Here is an 18,444-nt window from a genome sequence, read left to right as displayed (position 1 = left end):
TATACAAGCTGCGTTGCTCGTAGTGATAATAAAGTTTTAACCTTTAAGCTGTAAAAGGGAGTTTTACTATCGGAGCTATAATGACAAGCCTCTGTCTATACGACATGGAGGACAAGCAGGAAGGCTTCTGCGAACACCCACTTTGAGGAGTGGTGGTTTAAAACTTTCTTATATGAGGTACGGCAAATGCGGCTCTATAATCTATGAAATTAAACTGCCAGCTTCGATTTGAAGCTGGCTTTATTTTTGTGCACATGAAAAGGAAGAGATCAATCTCTTCCTTTTCTACTTATATTACATTTGTCCAAGTAAAGTTTTTGTATCCGAGTAATGCAGAGCGTGTGCTTCTGCGACTGCTTCATAAGTTACAAAGCCGCCAAGTGTATTAATCCCCTTAAGCAATGCTTCATTCTCTAGGCAGGCCTGTCTAAAACCTTTATTGGCTATTTGGATGGCGTAAGGTACTGTCACATTTGTTAAAGCGATGGTGGATGTTCTTGGTACCGCTCCAGGCATATTCGCAACCGCGTAATGAACAACCCCATGTTTAATGTATGTTGGATTATCGTGTGTAGTTATCCGGTCTGTTGTTTCAAAAATTCCGCCTTGGTCAATCGCAATATCAACCACTACACTTCCCGGGTTCATGGATTGAATCATTTCTTCTGTTACTAGTTTTGGAGCTTTAGCTCCTGGAATTAGTACTGCACCGATAACAACGTCAGAACCTTTTACAGCTTCAGCGATATTATAAGGGTTAGATATCAAGGTTGTAACATCCGATCCAAAGATATCATCTAACTGACGGAGGCGTTCTGGATTTAGGTCAATAATCGTAACTTTTGCCCCAAGTCCGATTGCCATTTTCGCAGCATTAGTTCCTGCTACACCACCGCCGATAATTGTAACAGCCCCTCTTTGCACTCCAGGTACTCCAGAAAGTAAAATTCCTTTTCCGCCATGAACTTTTTCTAGAAATTGTGCTCCAATTTGTGCAGCCATTCTTCCAGCAACTTCACTCATTGGCGTTAATAAAGGTAAGGATCTATTTTGCAGTTGTACCGTCTCATATGCGATACCAACTACCTTATTATCAATTAAAGCCTTCGTTAATTCAGGCTCCGGAGCTAAGTGTAAGTATGTAAATAAAATTAATCCTTCACGGAAATATTGGTATTCATCTGGCAGAGGTTCTTTAACCTTCATCACCATTTCCATTGACCATGCTTCAGAAGCAGTATCTACTATTTTTGCACCGGCAGACACGTAATCTTCATCTGTGAAACCGGAACCTTGCCCTGCTCCTTTTTCAATAAAAACTTCGTGTCCAAATTTAAGTATATTAAAAACTCCTGCTGGTGTCATCGCAACACGATTTTCATTATTTTTTATTTCTTTAGGTATACCGATTTGCATCTATTTACCCCCAATAAATACTTTACTTTGAAAACACTTTAATTTTACCAAAAAAATGTAGAAATCCCAAACCTTTTATAAATTGCATTTTTCTTGAAATCATTATTAAGAGCTCTGCGGTCGCAAAGCTCTTTTCATTAGCAATACTTAATACCAAGGGTAGTACGGATACCCGTAATACGGATATGGATAAGGGTATGGGTATGGGTACGGATAATAGTATGGTCTTGGACTTAATGCTGCACCTAGTGCTAATCCCCCTAAGAATGGTAAACCAAATCCAAATCCAAAACCAAACCGGCGACGGCCAAAGCCACCAAAACCAAATCCTGGTCTGCCGAATCCAAAACCAAACCTTTGATCGTTAGGATCAATTGCCCCTATATAATTAGTCATTTCTTGCATTTTAGTTCCTCCTCATTTTTATTCCTTACACATTAAAAGAATATGCAGGCTTAAAATGAGATTCTTGGGTAAATGCCCCGCTATATGAAAATTAATAGACATTTACATAGGAAAACTCGCCTGTGGCGAGCTCTATAAATACTTATTCCACTGTGTTCTGTGCAGTTTTCTCGTTAGTCACTTCAAAATCTTGTCCAATAAAGCCACTATTGTATGAGTCTAAGATTTGTTCACTTACCTCATTGGCTCCTTGCTCATTAAATTCAAATGTAAAGGACTTACCAGGATCTCGTTTAGACATTATTTCATTCTCCCTTCGATGTATTTTCACTATTATTTTTCGAAAAATTGAAACATCTTACTCCTAGAAAATATTGTATAATTTAGGTGAGGAGGGATTAACATGGGAGGAAGATATGACCATATTTTAGTTGCCATCGACGGTTCAAAAGAATCTGAGTGGGCTCTAGAGAAATCGGTTGAAATTGCTAAAAGAAACGAAGCAAAATTGTTATTAGCACATGTTATCGACACAAGGTCATTTCTGTTAATTGATTCATATGATCCAGATATTGCCGAACGCGCGAACAAACTTGCCATTGATATGCTGGAAAAGTATCAAACCCAAGCCTTGGATGCAGGAGTCACCCATGTCCACTATGAAATCGAATACGGATCTCCGAAAGTGAAGCTTCCAAAGGAAATCGCTAAAAAACATGATATTGATTTAATTGTTTGCGGAGCTACTGGTATGAATGCAGTTGAAAGATTCTTGATTGGCAGTGTTTCAGAACATATTACTCGTTACTCCCCATGTGATGTCCTCATTGTCCGCACACAAAAAATTAAATCGTGAATGCTTTCTTGATGTGTTGTAGAATAAAATAATAACATGTCTTGGAGGCTAACACATGAAAGAACATTTTTCATACGATCAACGGCTCGGCATTTCAATTCCCAATCTAGCATTGGAATGGGCACACTATAGCGAGGAAACACAGCAGGCAATCCTGTTTCATTGGGAAAAAATTCGAGGTTCCATTCCGGATCGGATTGCAGAACTTGAAAGTACGATTAATCAAAAGCAAGCACAACTTTCGAATGAAAGTAATTTTAAAAAATCATGTGAATTAAATAGTGATATAGCTGAACTGGCTTCCATCATTAATGATTTATGGCTCTGGTATCGAGCAAATCAAACAGTATCAGAAAAAATGCATAATTGAGTAGGAGCTCCCTGCTGTAGGGAGCTCCTTTTATTCTATAAATCTTTTTTTATTTCTCTTACTACATGACCAATCTCCGGGAGGATTAACTTATTCATTGCAAGCTTAACTGCTCCTGTAGAGCCTGGAGTAGAAAAGACACCTTTATTCTTTACTACACCGGCAATGGCACGTGAAAGTATAGCTGCTGAGCCAATATCCTCCTGATAACTCAACATCCTGAATAATTCTCCAAATCCAACTATTTCTTTATCTAATATACTTTGAACAGTTTCAATCGTGACATCGCGCTTTGCTATTCCTGTCCCTCCATTTGTTAGGATGACATCAATATCTCCGTGCTCACATCCTTGTAAAATGGCCTCTTTTATAGGAGCGGCTTCATCTTTTACAATTACATAGTCAACAATGGCATGCCCTGCTTGTTCTAGCAATTCTATCATCATCTTGCCACTTTTATCTGTGTCCTTGTTTCTTGTATCACTCACGGTAATGACTTTACAATTTACAATCTTTGGAGCTCCTTCTTTATGTTCCGTTGTACTCATGTTAGATTTCCTCTTTCTGATTAAGATAGCGCAATTGGTAATAGTTATGGGCGAATTCTGTAACTTTTCTTGTTAATTGATAATTAGTCCCTGCACCAATGGCCATACTCACTAGCGGAATACCTTGAATCAGCTTTTTTCGGAACACCGTAATAACCATCGCTTTAAGTAATTGTTGAATGGGCTGTTCCAGCCAACTTACATCTGTAATTTCTTCATTTCCTTCATAAAAGTAATGATCACGGCTTGTTTTCATTTCGTCCATCAACACCATCCACCCCTGTTTTTGAAGACGGGGAGGTAATGTAGCGGTATGAAAAACCTTTAGGGAACTCATCATCTCATAGGGTGTATTCACCTCAAAACCATATGTCATGGCAATTAATTGTACCGCCCTCAAATTTATAACGGCCATCGCTGGTATGTCTGTACCCAAAAGAAGCGGTCCACCTGTCCCCGCTAAGCCCCCCTGTGCAAACGAGTATAATCGGTGCCTTGCAATTTGCTGCATAGCTATGTATTGTAACTGATCAATATCTAATTTTTTCAAATCTTCAATTTGGTGCAATTCTTTACGAAACACACGACCTGAAGATAGGATTCTTTCCTTAGCATCCATCTGTATTTGGGAGCCCTGAATCATACCGTGCAAATGGAACAACCAGGTATCAATAACTGAAAAAAATTGATTTTGAACCTTCTCAGGTAATAAAGAGAAAGAACGCTCTAAATATTTTTCATACGTAAGCTGCAGGTCATTGGCCTCGTAATTTAATAATTGCTTCTCCCACTCTCTAATTGCATTTAATACCTCTGTTTCCCGGTCAGTTAATGGCATAGGCAATCCCCCTAACTTCCTTATTTCTTTCCAGTATATCACAAAGAAATATACTTAAAAAATGTGAAAAGGCAAACCGTCTTTATGACAGTTTGCCTTTATTAAACAATTATTGTGCTAAACGGACTACATCACGTGCAATCATTACTTCTTCATTTGTAGGAATAACGATTACTTTTACAGGTGAATGAGGATAATTTATAAATCTTTCCTCACCTCTAATTTTATTTAAAGCTGGATCCCAATAAACGCCCATAAATTCAAGACCCTTTAAGACCTTTTCACGTACAACATCACTGTTTTCACCGATACCAGCAGTAAAGATTATCGCATCTACACCAAACATACGTGAAGCATAAGAACCAATATATTTATGGATACGATTAGCAAAAACGTCTAACGCCAACTGAGCCCGTTCATTTCCTTTACGTGATTCAATTTCAATATCTCTTAAATCACTAGAAAATCCAGAAACACCTAACATTCCACTCTTTTTATTTAATACATCGAGAACTTCTTCTGCAGTCTTATTCGTTTTTTCCATAATAAAAGGAATGAGTGCAGGGTCAATGTTACCTGAACGTGTACCCATAGTTACGCCAGCCAATGGTGTAAAGCCCATTGAGGTATCGATTGATTTTCCACCTTCAATAGCAGCAATACTCGCACCATTTCCCAAATGACAAGAAAGGAGTCTAAGTTGTTCCACTGGACGCCCTAGAAGTTCAGCAGCACGCTGGGAAACATATTTGTGACTTGTCCCATGGAAGCCATATTTACGAATACCGTATTTCTCATAGTATTCATATGGAAGGCTGTAGAGATAAGAACTTTCAGGCATAGTTTGATGGAAAGCTGTATCGAAAACAGCAATAGCTGGAACGTTAGGAAGTACAGCTTGAAACGCTCTAATTCCTGTAACGTTTGCAGGATTATGCAATGGAGCTAATTCTGATAAATCTTCAATTTTCTTAAGAACTTCTTCTGTAATTAGAGCGGAATCATTAAACTCTTCTCCGCCATGCACTACACGGTGGCCAATTCCTTCAATCTCATTTAATGATTGAATAATACCTAAAGTAGTAAGCTTATCAAGCAGCATTTTTACCCCAACTTCATGGTCAGGAATATCAATGGTTTCGGTAATTTTTTCACCGTTAACAGAAATAGTAAAGATTGAATCATTTAATCCGATTCTCTCAATAATCCCTTTCGTAATAACATCTTCACTTGGCATTTCAAATAATTGAAATTTCAATGAAGAACTTCCTGCATTAATCGCAATAATTTTAGACATTTCGTTTACCGCTCCTTTTATAAAACAACATCGGTTCGGGAAGGCAATACTCCGTACAAGGTTATTTTGCGCGAAACCGACATCGTTTATTGCTTCTTCACCTCATTTAATCACTGTATATATTACATTTCAAGGAGGAAATTGGATGGAAACGGTTACCTCTAAAATGAAAATTTATTCACATTATTCTAATTGTTCTAAACCAATAAAAAAGCGATAAAACCGTTACGAATCCCGGTTTTATCGCTTATTATCTTGAAACCATTTATCAATTTTTTTCAAGATATTGTCCATCTCTACTGCACTTGATATGCTTGGAAGATTGGCAAGTAAGGCTTGTTTCGGTGCAGCTATTCCTTCGCCCTTCTTCTGCAGGATTAAGATACTTTTCGCTGCATTTTTATTCTTAAACATACTGATTGGCAGTTGAAGTACCCCTTGAATAATGACTTCTTCTTTAAAGAAATCACGAAGCTGGTGTGCTTGATCACTTTCAAAGAGGCCATTTGGAATGATAAAAAATAAATATCCTCCCGATTTGGTGTGGCGGACACTTTGCTCCATAAATAAGTGGTGAGCATAGGAATGACCTTTTTCCGCTTTTAATTTGTAATCTAACGCGCGAACATCATTTGGATAATACCCAACAGGTAAATCAGCTATCACAGCGTCGACGGGATCAATAAATAATGGTTCGAGACTATCCTGATTAAAAAGCTCAATCGGATGTTCCTGTAAATTTGCATTCACATAGGCAAGTTTAATTAACAAGTCATCAATATCAATACCAATGGATTGTACATTTTTTTGCAATTGATTTAGTACCGTCGTTACTAAATTACCTGTTCCGATGGCAGGATCTAATAATCGGAAGGAAGATTGGGCCATAAACTTATCTACTAGATAACTAATCAGCATTCCCACACTATCAGGTGTCATCTGATGGTTGGGCTGAACATTTTCTTTCATTCCTTTTAAGATTACCAGCTGATACGCTTTACGAATCTCTTCTTTTGTAAATTTGTCTAAATTGATTTCTTTGTATTGTTTATTGAGTCTCTTTTCCGTTATTTCACTTACTTCCTCCTGAAGGATGGAGCCGTGAAATAAATTCTCACCTGTTTCGGCTAATGCCTCTAAATATGTACATGATAGTTCTTCCTGTAAAACAAGAGCTGTTTCATTAAATAGTGTGAAAAGCTGTTCCACTGGAGCGATTTTCATGCTAACACCTCCAAATAAAGAAAAGACCTCATCCAATAGACGAGGCCGTAATCGCCATTAAAAATTACTTTGCGTTTCTAGCTGCTTCTAATGCTGCTTCATAGTTCGGGTGATTGGTTGCCTCACTTACATATTCCACATACGTAACAGTGTCTGTAGAATCTACAACAAAGACTGCACGAGTTAATAATCTTAACTCTTGAATTGCAACACCGTATGCTTCTCCGAAGGAAAGGTCGCGGTGGTCTGATAATGTTTGAACATTTTCAATTCCGTTTGCTCCGCACCAGCGTTTTTGTGCAAATGGCAGGTCAACACTGACAGTTAGGATTTTTACATCCCCTAAGCTATTTGCTTCTTCATTAAAACGACGAGTTTCTGCATCACACACGCCAGTATCTAAAGAAGGAACTGAGCTAATTAGACGTACCTGCCCTTTTGTATTTTCTAAGGTTACAGGTGATAAATCATTCGCCAATACGCTGAAATTAGGAGCTTTTTCTCCCACCTTTACTTCGTTACCTAGCAATGTTACTGGGTTCCCCTTAAAAGTTACGTTTGCCATTTAAACATCCTCCTTTATAGTACGAACAAAAGCAAATCCATTTCGCCTTCATTACAATTATGTACAGTGTAAATATATCTTTTCAGAATTCTTTTTGCAATTATTTAAGCTTTCATTTTCATGAAAAAAGTTAACCTCCCCCGTTTGTATGTGGAAGTTAACTTTTTAACTTATATATCAAATTCTTGCTTTGGAGATTCGTTTTGCTTGGATTGCTGCGATCCCTGCTGAGCTCCTTGCTGGGAATTTTGCTGCTCATTTTTTTTCGAGAACATTTGTTGAATCTTATCGACCGCTTGAGGCGCCAATTCTAAAATCTTTTCATATAGGTGGGTACTTTCGTCAAGATGGAGCATTTTCACACCTTTTGAGTTTACAATTAAGAATGCAATTGGAGTTATAGAGACTCCGCCACCGCTACCTCCGCCAAATGGAAGCTTTGAAGGAGAACCTTTACCTTCTTCTTGTCCTTTTGATTGTGACCCGTCTATTTTAAATTCACTTCCACCAGCGGCAAATCCAAAGCCCACTTTGGAGACGGTAAGAATAACACTTCCGTCAGGAGTTTCAACAGGATCACCAATAATCGTATTAACGTCAATCATTTCTTTTAAACTTTCCATCGCAGTCGTCATTAAACCTTGAATTGGATGTTCAGACATAGCTGTTTCCTCCTCTTTTACACGGTTTTAGTTTTTTCCTTTGAACAGGCAGTTTCCATTTTGAGATTTGGGCGTCCGCCCTTCCAAAATTTAATTAGTTTTAATCCTGCTAAAATAGCATACCCGATACGAAACTGAAAAATACATGTGATATGGGTTTGGATAATAGCCAATTGAAAATGGGGTGTGATTGATAGTACCGGCATTTCCTTCAGCCTCAAAAAGTGACTGAGCATCCCCATAATACTTCCCTTAAGTGTCCAAAGTGCACCCGTTATGATCGCTGTATGTGCAGCATCACCTACCCCCACTAACGAATGCCATTCAAAATGTTTGATTACTATTTTTTTCATAAATTTCTTTACGATGATATTGACATTAACAACATGCTGGAAGATTTCTTTTGCGTTAGTAAATTTTGATATGATACCATCTTTTGTGATTTGCGCTTCCTTTGTCGGAGACTGTTTTTCACTTGAATCTCCCATTTTTGTATTGCCCTTCATGACAATGCTTGGGGAGTTTTCATCAATTTTGACAAACGGTACATTGATTGTGTATCGAATTAAGCCGAACCAGATTCTAAACTGTATTTTCAATTCATCGTTGTCATTATGATGGAAATAATTAAGGCGAATCGTTAGTTTTGAAAAAATGATTAGAAGAATGAATAATAGGATAAGAATGAGTACTATAACCAGCCAATTCATTTTTTCACACCCTTTCAGCCTATTAGTATCACCTTAAGAGAAAAAAATAAACCCGCCAACAAGCGTTGGCGGGTCAAAATTTATCGTTCTACATGGATAACGGAAGTGTCTGTAAATAGGTCATGAAGACCTTGTTTCCTTGGTAAAAAAGCAACGACAATATAGCCTACAACAATTGTTGCCGAGATAAATCGACCAATCCATTCACGAAAAAGGATTGTTCCCCAGGACAATTTTTCACTCTTCAAATCAACCACTCTTAATCCGAATACCATTTTTCCAAGAGTCTGATGAAAGTACTTGGTCATTAACACAAAATATAAATAAAATATGATTGCTGAAGCAATTGAAATAGGAGCAAACATATTAAATTCTACTAATGGAATCTCTAAGATTCGAAATAGAGGATTAATGATTAATCTCTCTATGCTCCCTATAACAATCAAATCGAGCAGGTATGCCCAAAACCGCATCCAAAAACCGGCAAAACGAAAAGAGACAGTATGGGGTTCCTTAATTGTCATTGAATTAGCAAATTCCTCTTGATTTTCAGTTTCCATCTGGTTTCCCCCCTACTCTGCATATAAGTACATTAAACGTGGAGAATTAGGCCTTGATAATATTTCCATAATTCCGGTCATATCATTTTCGGTACCGATTAATTTCTGAACCTTTAAATTCAATAGTGAACCGAAACCTAATGCCTCGGTGTAACGGACAACCTTAGCGTCTTTTAGCTTTTCGTCATTCTTCATTTGTTGTATTACATCATCTAGATATCCAAAGCCATCTATCAAATTTAACTCTTTGGCTTGTCTTCCATCGTAAATTCTTCCATCGGCAATTTGTTTTACTTGGTCTGTGGTCATTTTCCTACCCTCTGAAATTACCTTCACGAACCCTTCGTAGGAATTGTCAATCATACGTTGGAGAATTTGCCGTTCGTCTTCTGTCATTTGGCGAGTTGGGCTCATGATGTCTTTATATTGGCCGCTTTTGATGGTCACAAAATCTACGCCATACTTCTCAGCCAATCCTTCATAATTAATTCCTTGCATGATGACTCCAAGAGAGCCTGTCATCGTTTCTTCACTTGCAAAAATCTTTTTGGCTGCAGTTGAAATATAATAACCGCCAGAGGCAGCCATTGAACCCATTGAAACATAGACTGGTTTCTTTGTTTTCTTTTGAATTTCAACTAATTTATCATGAATTTCAGCACTTTCCACTACACCGCCACCGGGAGAGTTAACCTTAAGTATAATCCCCTTTACGGTATCATCTTCTTTTATGTATTCTAATTTTTTCATAAATCCTTGGTGATTGTATCCAGCGGATTGAAAGAAAGATTCCGCACTGTTTGTATCTTGTATAACGCCATCAACGTCGAGTACGGCAATCTTTTTCATTTCATTTCCTTCCAGCACAACTTCCTCGGTGAAAGGCAGCTCTGTCGCAGCTAAGAGCTCACTTAAATCAGTTTCTACCCCTTTAAAAGCAAAGGCAGATAAAAAGTTAATTACGACAGATACAAAAAATAATGCCGCTGCAATACCAAGGGCGGCCCATCGTTTCCCATTCATGCGTTAGACTCCTCCTTTAATTCTTATGAATTTTCCCTTACATAATTTAATATTGTTTCAAAATAATGCTAAAATTAAAGCAGACTTCCTAAGTTTATCAAAAATAAAAAGTTTCATGGGAATTTTTCTCAAAATTAATAATCAAAATTTGGAGGGCACTATGGGACATAGACGAAATATCTACTTTTATCATCATTTAGATAAGGACATGCTGAAGAGGATAGGGAATTTAGATGATTCCGCAAAGCAATATGGTTTAACGATTGTAAATGATCACCGTGATGCCAATATTATTGCGAGCATCGGTGATGATGGCACTTTCCTTCAAGCAGTAAGGAAAACAGGTTTTCGTGATGATGTCCTTTATTGTGGTATTACAACAAAGGATAGTTTAAGTATGTATTGTGATTTCAAAATTAATGATTCCTCTAAAATGGTTGAAGCCGTTTCTAAGGTTGAGGCTGTTACGAATGAAGATTTAAAGGTACGGCGTTATCCGATTATTGAAGTCATGGTCGATGGACAAGGGGTATTTCCATGCCTCAATGAGTTTAGTATTCGCTCTTCCATCATTAGAACGCTAGAATTAGATGTTTTTATTGATGAATTACATTTTGAAACCTTCCGTGGAGATGGATTGATTGTTGCTACACCAACAGGAAGTACGGCTTACAATAAATCTGTTAATGGTGCGGTCGTTGACCCCTTAATCCCCTGCATGCAGGTCAGTGAGGTTGCATCCATTAATAACAACAAATATCGTACATTAGGTGCTCCCTTTGTGATTGGCGGTAATCGCTCTCTGACTCTTAAAATTATTTCGGAAGGCAATGAGCACCCTACAATGGGTTTAGACAATGAGGCTTTGAGCATTCGTCATGTTGATAAAATCCAAATTAGACTCAGTGATAAGAAAATTAAAACTCTGAAGCTTAAAGATAATTCTTTCTGGGAAAAAGTTAAAAGAACTTTTCTATAATGGTTATGCTATGTTAAAGTGGCCTGTCGATTTGCGCTCCACTAAGGAATGCTTCTTGGAATTAGCATCGCAGGGACAGGCGGTCTTTGCCTGTTCCCGAGGCACTTCGCTTTCCGCAGGCGTTGCGGTGAGCCTCCTCAGCGCTAGCGCCTGCGGGGTCTCACTTGCTCCGTACTCCTGCAGGACATTGAATTTCTTCCTCGAATTTGCCCACACACGAAGAAAATGCGATAGCATTTTCGAGGAGTCTTCGTGCCTTCCGCGCAAATCAACAGGGTGCAAATAATAAATTTAGCTTTAACACAGCTAATAACAAAAAGGCTGTCTAAAATGGACAGCCTTTTATCAGCGCTATTGTTTGATAGATTGCAGTTCTTGCTGGCGAAGCTCAATTCGTCGAATTTTCCCTGAAGTGGTTTTTGGGAGTTCAGATACATATTCAATTTTCCTTGGATATTTATAAGGAGCTGTAAGTGTTTTAACATGCTCTTGAAGATTCTTTGTTAATTCTGGGTCATTTGCATCGACATCGTCTTTTAAGACAACAAAAGCCTTTACAATAAAACCGCGAATTTCGTCAGGGCTTGCCACTACTGCACATTCTTTTACAAATGGATGTTTGACAAGTGCATCCTCTACTTCAAAAGGTCCAATTGTATAGCCTGAACTAATAATAATATCATCACCACGGCCTTCAAACCAAAAGTATCCATCTTCATCCCTTTTTGCTTTATCCCCTGTAATATAGTAATCACCACGGAATTGCATTGCGGTTCTTTCCGGGTCCTTATAATAATTTTTAAACAATGCCGGCGTTTCAACATGTACGGCAATATCCCCAACTTCACCGACAGGACAGACTTCGCCTTCCTCATTTATAATTTCCACTCGATTGCCCGGAGTTGGTTTGCCCATTGAACCAGATTTCAACTCCATTCCTTTTGTTACGCCAACCAACAAGGTATTTTCAGTTTGTCCATAGCCGTCACGGACATCAACATTAAAATGTCTTTTGAAAGTATCGATAACCTCTCGATTAAGCGGCTCCCCGGCGGAAACAGCACTATGAAGGCTAGGTAATTTAAAATCATCGAGGTTTTCTACCTTCGCCATTAACCGATATTCGGTGGGTGTACAACATAGAACATTTACAGAATATTTTTCTAAGAGGCTCAAGTATTTTTGTGGTTCAAACTTACCATTATATACTAATCCCGTTCCGCCTGAACCAAGTACAGATAAAAATGGACTCCAGATCCACTTTTGCCAGCCAGGAGCCGCAGTTGCCCATACTGTATCACCGTCTTCTATACAAAGCCACTTTGATGCTGCAGTTTTTAAATGAGCAAATGCCCATCCATGTGTATGTACAACACCTTTCGGATTACCGGTTGTTCCTGAGGTATAGGATAAAAAAGCCATATCCTCGCGAAGGGTTTCAGCAAATTCAAATTCCTGTGATGCCGCCTTCATTTCTTCTTCTAAAAAAATCCAGCCTTCTTGCTTTTCGCCGACTGAAAACTTTAATAGTGGTTGTGGACTAGTACTATTTTTAAATTGGTCCACATACGGATAATAGCTGACTATAGCTTTAACATCACCATGTGAAATTCTATATTGAAGATCCTTCTCTCGCAGCATTTCTGAACTTGGAATAACAACTAGACCGGCTTTTAATGCAGCTAAATATACAACATAGGCTTCAATAAGTCTTGGTATTACTACTAAGACTACATCGCCTTTTTTTAAACCATTTTGTATGAAAACATTTCCCGCTTGATTAACTTTTTTTATTAATTCTTCATATGTAACCTGTTTTGTTTCCCCTGCTTCATTTTCCCATTTTAATGCTAATCTGTTGGGATCTTTTGCAAATCGTTCTACTTCCGATACAAGATTATACTTTTCTGGTGCAATTAATTCTTCGCGGTTCATGTTTCTCCCCCTCATTCCAGATATATACATCATCACAAGACTTATTATACAAAATTATTCAAAAATTTAAAATTGTTATACTGAAAAAAAGTAAAGAAAAAGAGAGTGGGAAAAATCCCACTCTCTGTAGCCATCGTATTCATTTGTTATCGTGAAAATCCGCTTAATTGAGACTCAGCCATTGATACTAAACGCTTAGTGATTTCACCACCAACAGAACCGTTAGCACGTGAAGTAGTGTCTGCACCAAGGTTTACACCAAATTCTTGAGCAATTTCATATTTCATTTGTTGAAGAGCTTGCTCTACACCAGGTACAAGTAAATTGTTTGAGTTGTTGTTATTAGCCATGTGATATCACCTCCTTGTGAGTATAGAATGTGTAGAATCACATGGCTATATACTTTTTTAGAATTGGTAATTGTTCACAAATATTTCACAAGTTTCATGAGGACATATACTGTTCAGAAGAATGTTGATTGGAACTCCAGGCACTTCGCTTTCCGCAGGCGTTGCGGTGAGCCTCCTCGGCGCTAAAGCGCCTGTGGGGTCTCACTAGCTCCGTACTCCTGCAGGAGTCTGCGTGCCTTCCGTTCCAATCAACATTGTGACAATATATATTTTGACTTATCACAGTTAAGTTAGAATAAATCCTCGAATTCGGTTGGTTGTTCTTTGCTATCTGGTTTGATTGTGAGCATTTCTGTTTTTTCGACTGCTTCTTGGATTAGTGGTTCGTAGTCGAAGAAGCTTTCGTAGTGCTGCACTTTTTCTTTTTTTGGTTTTGTTTTTGGTGATGATGGAACGAAAATAGTGCAGCAATCCTCGAAAGGTCTTATTGAGATATCATAGGTATCAATATCTTTGGCGATTTTTATAATATCATTTTTATCCATAGTGAGCAAAGGCCTCAGAATTGGAGTATTGGTAACATCATTAATCGCATACATACTCTCTAATGTTTGACTTGCCACCTGACCAAGATTATCTCCCGTAATAATCGCAAGACCTTCCTGTTTTCTTCTAAGCTCATCCGTTATTCGAAGCATAAATCTTCTTGTGGTTGTCATAGAGTAATTTTCAGGAATTTGTTCTTTTATCGATTGTTGAATAGCCGTAAACGGAACGATATGAAGTTTCATCGAACCAAATATTTCAGCTAGTTTCTTTGCTAGGTCAATTACTTTTTCCTTTGATCTTTCACTTGTATACGGTGGACTGAAAAAATGTACAGCCTCAATTTCTACTCCGCGTTTCATTGTCAAATATCCGGCCACCGGACTATCGATTCCTCCGGACAGCATCAACATCGCCTTACCACTTGAGCCAACCGGCAGTCCCCCAGCTCCCAGGATGTTCTCACAAGACATGTAGATAGCCTCGCTAAGAACCTCAATTTTCAAGTTAATATCAGGATTTTTCACATCTACCTTAATGCCTGGAATATTTTCAAGAATATACCCGCCAAATGTATGATTGATACCACTTGTATCTAACTCAAATGTTTTATCAGAACGTTTGGGAGAGATTTTAAAGGTTTGTCCTTCTTTGTACAGGCTTTTTACTAAAGAAAGAGCAGCCTCCTTCATCTGGTCAAGATCTTTTTCAACCCTTATCGCTGGACTAAGGGATTGGATACCAAAAATATTTTTCAATGACTTGATGATTTCATCAACGTTTTCACCATTTACGAGCACGTACATCCTGTCACGCTCAGCCCGAATTTTTATCTTCGGAAAGGAAGCAAGTGCAATTCGAACACTCTTTCTTAACTTGTCTACAAATTTCTTTCTATTTCTGCCTTTGGTAGAGATTTCACCATAGCGAATCAATATTCGATCATAATTCATGTAATTTCATAACCTTTCTTAGTTGTTTTGCGCCTTTTTCGATTGCCTTAATTACAATTCGTGCCTCATCCTCAGTATTATCGTAGGACAAGCTTATTCTAAATGCACTGTCAGCCAAGTCATCTGGTACACCCATTGCTAAAAGTGTCTGACTTGGTAATTGTTTCTTAGAGGAACAGGCACTTGTTGTCGACAGATAGATTCCTGTTTGCTCTAGTGTGTGGATTAAAACCTCTGCTTTTACTCCCTTGATAGAAAAATTGAGAATATGTGGGGCGGAATTTTCCAAAGGCGTATTGATCGTAAGGTCATCTATCCTGGCTAACTCTTCTCGCAAAAGGGATTTCACCCGTTTCATTTTTTCAATTCCTAATTCACCTTTCACCATCGTCATTCTTAGAGCCTTAGCCATTGCGACAGCTCCTGCCACATTTTCCGTTCCACTTCTGACTTTCCATTCTTGATTTCCGCCTGAGAGCAGTGGACCCAATCTAGTTCCTTCTCTTATAAATAGCGCACCAGTCCCCTTTAATCCATGAAACTTATGCGCCGAAAATGAGCATAAATCCACTCCATCTTCCGTTAAGTTTAATGGAACCTTTCCGACAGCTTGTACAGCGTCTACATGAAAGAGAATGGTTGGATATTGCCTCAAGAGCTTGCCAATTTCTGCAATTGGCTGAATTGTTCCTACCTCATTATTTACATGCATAACTGAAACAAGTATTGTATCTTTTCTTATAGAAGCTTTGACATCCTCTACCATTACTCTTCCATTTTGATCAGCCGGCAAATAGGTTATGTCAAAACCTAACCTTTGTAACTGTTCCATTGCTCCACGGACAGAAGGATGTTCAACACTGGATAAAATTAAGTGTTTTCCTTTGTTCTTATGCATCATTGCTGTCCCTTTAATGGCCAAATTATTACTTTCGGTACCACCAGAAGTAAAATAAATCTCTGTTGGTTTTACAGATAAGAGGTTAGCCACTTGTGTACGTGCCTGTGTGAGAAGTTTTTCAGCTTGCAGTCCTAGTCCATGCAGGGATGAAGGATTGCCAAAAAATTCACTTGAGACCTTCACAAATGAGTCTAAAACCTCGTTATATGGTCTTGTCGTTGCACTATTATCAAAATAAATCATCTTTTTAACACCTCACCTTTGCAGGACTAAATCTTACCACAAACTTTATCAATTGAAAAAGTTTTGTGATATAGACAAACAAAAACCGATTTGCCATTTTTCAGCAGAATCGGTTTAAGGTTATTACTTATTGCTTTACAACTGTTGCCTTGATTTTCTTCAAGACTCCTGGGTCAATAGATTCAAGAGAAGCAGCAGCCTGCTCTAAAGCTTCCTGATACTCAAAATGTCTAAATGCATTTTCTGCATCACTAAGTCCCTTGGCAACAGAAGGATACTGACTTCTGTATCTGTTTCCGTATTGAATCGCCTTTTCAGCAAGCATAACATTTTCAATCAGGTCAACTGTTGTAGTTGATAATTTTTCGACGGTTAAGACTGCAATCTCTAAATATTGATTTAGAGCTGATACGTTAAGCGGCTTTTCTTGAAGCTGAAGCTTTACGTTTTGTATGCTTTCATTTGTATCTTCCAATAAATATTTGTAGTCTTCTGGTAATCCCGGAATATTACTTTTTGATACTAAACGAATGGTTTCGCCCACTTTTTTGGTTAATTCCCTTAGTGCTTCACGTGCTTCAAACTCATCTTTTCTTAGGGCTTGTAACTTAAGAGCGAAATTTTCCTGCTCTTCCTGAATCATTTCTATATGCATTTTTATTTCTTTTAGTTCTTCACAAAGAATCGTTAAGGCCGTTTCATTGATATTAATTTTTTCCATCAAAATTTCATAGTGCTTTGTAACAGTAGCAAGCTGTTTTTCTAAGTGGCGTTGGATTTCAAAGTCACTTTCCGTCAAGTGATAGCTTTCTTGCACATGCTTTACCTCATTAGAAAGATGATCATGTTCCTCAAGGACAGAGGATAAAAGTCCACTCATCCCTTTTTCATTTTGAAGGATAAAATGTTTGGCATTCACTTCTTTTTCCAATAAATCAAACAGAATATCAATTCGCTCTTTAACTTCACCTATTCCTTCTAACGCCTCTTCGATTTTCGTCTCTTCAATCAGTGCTAAATACTCAGCCAATTTTTCTTGAAGACTTTCAATTTCATTTTCTAATTGAATATGGCTTAAGTAATACCCCTTTTCGGTCATTTCACGATATCCTTCGAGAATATCTGACAATTGAGCTGGAATTAGAGATTGACACTCTATTAACAGCTGAGGAATGGTATCCATATTGTTTTTAACCTTCATTAGTTGATCATGAATACCTATTACAAGCTCGCGTGCCTCAAGATAGTTACCATGATCAGTCTTCTCGTCAAATTCATGGAATTTTTTCGTAACGTCGTCCAGTTGAGCTTCTAAGTATTTTTCGGACTTTCCAAAACTATGTCGATGAGCAAGCAGCGTTTTCTTCGTTTCCCGGTACAATTCTTTTAACTGCTCAATTTCAGTCCTGTTCTTTTCTTCACTTCCAACAAGTTCATGTAGTTCTTCAACTATTTTATTAATCTCATTTTCAGTTGACTGTAATTTATCGTTAATTTCTTGTTGAACAGCTTTGGCTTTGGCAAAGCGGTATTTATCGATAAATTCTTCAGCGTCAAATAACATCTCTTCCAAATCTGGCAATTTAACCGTTATGATATCGTCCCACTGATTTCGCCAGCCCTCGAATAACTCCTCGGTTTGTCCGGTCATATTTAATTGTTTTACCTTTGACATTTCATCCAAAATCGGCCGGTTAAACAAATCAATTTTCCAGGCTTCTAACCTATCCATTTCTTTAAAATACTTTTTCTTTATAAAATACCCCAATACGAATAAGGCTAGTAGCAGGATAATAAATCCAATAAAATATGTCACGTTCAAGCCCCCTGTTTCAAACACTTCATTTAAATCTTCTAAGTACTATATCCTAATCTATTAAAAACCATTAACTACGGTAAAGTTCAATGCCTCTATGATACCATGTAACCGACATTTTTTGACTAGTATTTTCAATTTTTTTGTAAAAGAAATTTTAATTTACTATTTTATGACAAAAATCTTGTGAAAAGATAATCATATCGTTAAAATGCAAATAAAAAAGCACTTGCTGAAGGAAATTAGG

Annotated in this window: 20 protein-coding genes and 1 other RNA gene; 4 read left to right on the top strand and 17 right to left on the bottom strand. The window is 37.8% G+C overall.

Annotated features, from left to right (window positions below; all coding sequences use genetic code 11):
* The first annotated feature begins 2 nt into the window (after positions 1 to 2).
* Positions 3 to 199, top strand: a non-coding RNA gene (ssrS, locus tag QFZ31_RS27260) — 6S RNA.
* 95 nt (positions 200 to 294) lie between these two features.
* On the opposite strand, the gene ald is transcribed toward ssrS, so the two are convergent.
* From ald to QFZ31_RS27245, 3 genes are all read right to left on the bottom strand, one after another.
* Positions 295 to 1,416 carry an alanine dehydrogenase gene (gene ald, locus QFZ31_RS27255; protein WP_307309177.1) on the bottom strand — a complete coding sequence of 374 codons (1,122 nt, stop codon included), beginning with the start codon at positions 1,414 to 1,416 and terminating at the stop codon, positions 295 to 297.
* 147 nt (positions 1,417 to 1,563) lie between these two features.
* Positions 1,564 to 1,821 carry a hypothetical protein gene (locus QFZ31_RS27250; RefSeq protein WP_307309174.1) on the bottom strand — a complete coding sequence of 86 codons (258 nt, stop codon included), beginning with the start codon at positions 1,819 to 1,821 and terminating at the stop codon, positions 1,564 to 1,566.
* A 142-nt stretch (positions 1,822 to 1,963) separates the two neighbouring features.
* Positions 1,964 to 2,122, bottom strand: coding sequence for a hypothetical protein (locus QFZ31_RS27245; RefSeq protein ID WP_307309172.1), 159 nt, complete (start codon positions 2,120 to 2,122; stop codon positions 1,964 to 1,966).
* 102 nt (positions 2,123 to 2,224) lie between these two features.
* Here QFZ31_RS27245 and QFZ31_RS27240 point away from each other — a divergent pair, with 102 nt between their 5' ends.
* Together QFZ31_RS27240 and QFZ31_RS27235 are read left to right on the top strand one after the other, a co-directional pair.
* Entirely contained in the window at positions 2,225 to 2,677 is a 453-nt protein-coding gene (locus tag QFZ31_RS27240; protein WP_307309169.1) for a universal stress protein, read from the top strand.
* 55 nt (positions 2,678 to 2,732) lie between these two features.
* Complete coding sequence (locus QFZ31_RS27235; RefSeq protein WP_307309165.1) at positions 2,733 to 3,047, top strand: hypothetical protein; 315 nt, start codon at positions 2,733 to 2,735, stop codon at positions 3,045 to 3,047.
* Positions 3,048 to 3,082: 35 nt separating this feature from the next.
* Here the strand turns inward: QFZ31_RS27235 and QFZ31_RS27230 are convergent, their stop codons facing one another.
* The 9 genes from QFZ31_RS27230 to sppA form a co-directional block, all read right to left on the bottom strand.
* A complete protein-coding gene (locus tag QFZ31_RS27230; RefSeq protein ID WP_307309162.1) occupies positions 3,083 to 3,595 on the bottom strand; it encodes a molybdenum cofactor biosynthesis protein B in 513 nt (170 codons plus the stop codon).
* 1 nt (position 3,596) lies between these two features.
* A complete protein-coding gene (locus QFZ31_RS27225) occupies positions 3,597 to 4,433 on the bottom strand; it encodes an EcsC family protein (RefSeq protein WP_307309159.1) in 837 nt (278 codons plus the stop codon).
* 109 nt (positions 4,434 to 4,542) lie between these two features.
* A complete protein-coding gene (locus tag QFZ31_RS27220; RefSeq protein ID WP_307309158.1) occupies positions 4,543 to 5,730 on the bottom strand; it encodes an acetate kinase in 1,188 nt (395 codons plus the stop codon).
* Positions 5,731 to 5,970: 240 nt separating this feature from the next.
* Positions 5,971 to 6,954 carry a class I SAM-dependent methyltransferase gene (locus QFZ31_RS27215; RefSeq protein WP_307309156.1) on the bottom strand — a complete coding sequence of 328 codons (984 nt, stop codon included), beginning with the start codon at positions 6,952 to 6,954 and terminating at the stop codon, positions 5,971 to 5,973.
* A 64-nt stretch (positions 6,955 to 7,018) separates the two neighbouring features.
* Complete coding sequence (tpx, locus tag QFZ31_RS27210) at positions 7,019 to 7,519, bottom strand: thiol peroxidase (protein ID WP_307309153.1); 501 nt, start codon at positions 7,517 to 7,519, stop codon at positions 7,019 to 7,021.
* 170 nt (positions 7,520 to 7,689) lie between these two features.
* Positions 7,690 to 8,181, bottom strand: a complete 492-nt coding sequence (gene ytfJ, locus QFZ31_RS27205; RefSeq protein ID WP_307309150.1) for a GerW family sporulation protein — start codon at positions 8,179 to 8,181, stop codon at positions 7,690 to 7,692.
* Between the two features lie 17 nt (positions 8,182 to 8,198).
* On the bottom strand, positions 8,199 to 8,891 hold the full coding sequence (locus QFZ31_RS27200; RefSeq protein WP_307309147.1) for a DUF2953 domain-containing protein: 693 nt from the start codon (positions 8,889 to 8,891) through the stop codon (positions 8,199 to 8,201).
* An 80-nt stretch (positions 8,892 to 8,971) separates the two neighbouring features.
* Positions 8,972 to 9,415 carry an RDD family protein gene (locus QFZ31_RS27195; protein ID WP_307311815.1) on the bottom strand — a complete coding sequence of 148 codons (444 nt, stop codon included), beginning with the start codon at positions 9,413 to 9,415 and terminating at the stop codon, positions 8,972 to 8,974.
* A gap of 48 nt (positions 9,416 to 9,463) precedes the next feature.
* Positions 9,464 to 10,474: a signal peptide peptidase SppA gene (sppA, locus tag QFZ31_RS27190; RefSeq protein WP_307309144.1), complete on the bottom strand. Its 1,011-nt coding sequence runs from the start codon at positions 10,472 to 10,474 to the stop codon at positions 9,464 to 9,466.
* A 160-nt stretch (positions 10,475 to 10,634) separates the two neighbouring features.
* Here sppA and QFZ31_RS27185 point away from each other — a divergent pair, with 160 nt between their 5' ends.
* Complete coding sequence (locus QFZ31_RS27185; RefSeq protein ID WP_307309141.1) at positions 10,635 to 11,453, top strand: NAD kinase; 819 nt, start codon at positions 10,635 to 10,637, stop codon at positions 11,451 to 11,453.
* A gap of 351 nt (positions 11,454 to 11,804) precedes the next feature.
* Here the strand turns inward: QFZ31_RS27185 and mbcS are convergent, their stop codons facing one another.
* From mbcS to ezrA, 5 genes are all read right to left on the bottom strand, one after another.
* Positions 11,805 to 13,388: an acyl-CoA synthetase MbcS gene (gene mbcS, locus QFZ31_RS27180; RefSeq protein ID WP_307309138.1), complete on the bottom strand. Its 1,584-nt coding sequence runs from the start codon at positions 13,386 to 13,388 to the stop codon at positions 11,805 to 11,807.
* Positions 13,389 to 13,534: 146 nt separating this feature from the next.
* Entirely contained in the window at positions 13,535 to 13,738 is a 204-nt protein-coding gene (locus QFZ31_RS27175; RefSeq protein WP_307309136.1) for an alpha/beta-type small acid-soluble spore protein, read from the bottom strand.
* Positions 13,739 to 14,028: 290 nt separating this feature from the next.
* Positions 14,029 to 15,237 carry a tRNA uracil 4-sulfurtransferase ThiI gene (thiI, locus tag QFZ31_RS27170; RefSeq protein ID WP_307309134.1) on the bottom strand — a complete coding sequence of 403 codons (1,209 nt, stop codon included), beginning with the start codon at positions 15,235 to 15,237 and terminating at the stop codon, positions 14,029 to 14,031.
* The gene (locus QFZ31_RS27165) at positions 15,227 to 16,381 is read right to left on the bottom strand and encodes a cysteine desulfurase family protein (protein WP_307309132.1); all 1,155 of its coding nucleotides are present in this window, start codon (positions 16,379 to 16,381) and stop codon (positions 15,227 to 15,229) included. The genes thiI and QFZ31_RS27165 overlap by 11 nt, the downstream gene beginning before the upstream one ends.
* 127 nt (positions 16,382 to 16,508) lie before the next feature.
* Positions 16,509 to 18,197: a septation ring formation regulator EzrA gene (gene ezrA / locus QFZ31_RS27160; protein ID WP_307309130.1), complete on the bottom strand. Its 1,689-nt coding sequence runs from the start codon at positions 18,195 to 18,197 to the stop codon at positions 16,509 to 16,511.
* Positions 18,198 to 18,444: the final 247 nt, after the last annotated feature.

The sequence above is a fragment of the Neobacillus niacini genome (genome assembly GCF_030817595.1).
Classification (GTDB): Bacteria; Bacillota; Bacilli; order Bacillales; family Cytobacillaceae; genus Neobacillus; species Neobacillus niacini_G.
Note: the sequence above shows the minus strand (reverse complement) of the source record. Positions and strands in the feature narration are given on the sequence as shown.

Excerpts from the sequence above, each read along its gene's own strand:
- ald (WP_307309177.1), bottom strand. The coding sequence starts at position 1,416 with ATGCAAATCGGTATACCTAAAGAAATAAAAAATAATGAAAATCGTGTT.
- QFZ31_RS27250 (WP_307309174.1), bottom strand. The coding sequence starts at position 1,821 with ATGCAAGAAATGACTAATTATATAGGGGCAATTGATCCTAACGATCAA.
- QFZ31_RS27245 (WP_307309172.1), bottom strand. The coding sequence starts at position 2,122 with ATGTCTAAACGAGATCCTGGTAAGTCCTTTACATTTGAATTTAATGAG.
- QFZ31_RS27240 (WP_307309169.1), top strand. The coding sequence starts at position 2,225 with ATGGGAGGAAGATATGACCATATTTTAGTTGCCATCGACGGTTCAAAA.
- QFZ31_RS27235 (WP_307309165.1), top strand. The coding sequence starts at position 2,733 with ATGAAAGAACATTTTTCATACGATCAACGGCTCGGCATTTCAATTCCC.
- QFZ31_RS27230 (WP_307309162.1), bottom strand. The coding sequence starts at position 3,595 with ATGAGTACAACGGAACATAAAGAAGGAGCTCCAAAGATTGTAAATTGT.
- QFZ31_RS27225 (WP_307309159.1), bottom strand. The coding sequence starts at position 4,433 with ATGCCATTAACTGACCGGGAAACAGAGGTATTAAATGCAATTAGAGAG.
- QFZ31_RS27220 (WP_307309158.1), bottom strand. The coding sequence starts at position 5,730 with ATGTCTAAAATTATTGCGATTAATGCAGGAAGTTCTTCATTGAAATTT.
- QFZ31_RS27215 (WP_307309156.1), bottom strand. The coding sequence starts at position 6,954 with ATGAAAATCGCTCCAGTGGAACAGCTTTTCACACTATTTAATGAAACA.
- tpx (WP_307309153.1), bottom strand. The coding sequence starts at position 7,519 with ATGGCAAACGTAACTTTTAAGGGGAACCCAGTAACATTGCTAGGTAAC.
- ytfJ (WP_307309150.1), bottom strand. The coding sequence starts at position 8,181 with ATGTCTGAACATCCAATTCAAGGTTTAATGACGACTGCGATGGAAAGT.
- QFZ31_RS27200 (WP_307309147.1), bottom strand. The coding sequence starts at position 8,891 with ATGAATTGGCTGGTTATAGTACTCATTCTTATCCTATTATTCATTCTT.
- QFZ31_RS27195 (WP_307311815.1), bottom strand. The coding sequence starts at position 9,415 with ATGACAATTAAGGAACCCCATACTGTCTCTTTTCGTTTTGCCGGTTTT.
- sppA (WP_307309144.1), bottom strand. The coding sequence starts at position 10,474 with ATGAATGGGAAACGATGGGCCGCCCTTGGTATTGCAGCGGCATTATTT.
- QFZ31_RS27185 (WP_307309141.1), top strand. The coding sequence starts at position 10,635 with ATGGGACATAGACGAAATATCTACTTTTATCATCATTTAGATAAGGAC.
- mbcS (WP_307309138.1), bottom strand. The coding sequence starts at position 13,388 with ATGAACCGCGAAGAATTAATTGCACCAGAAAAGTATAATCTTGTATCG.
- QFZ31_RS27175 (WP_307309136.1), bottom strand. The coding sequence starts at position 13,738 with ATGGCTAATAACAACAACTCAAACAATTTACTTGTACCTGGTGTAGAG.
- thiI (WP_307309134.1), bottom strand. The coding sequence starts at position 15,237 with ATGAATTATGATCGAATATTGATTCGCTATGGTGAAATCTCTACCAAA.
- QFZ31_RS27165 (WP_307309132.1), bottom strand. The coding sequence starts at position 16,381 with ATGATTTATTTTGATAATAGTGCAACGACAAGACCATATAACGAGGTT.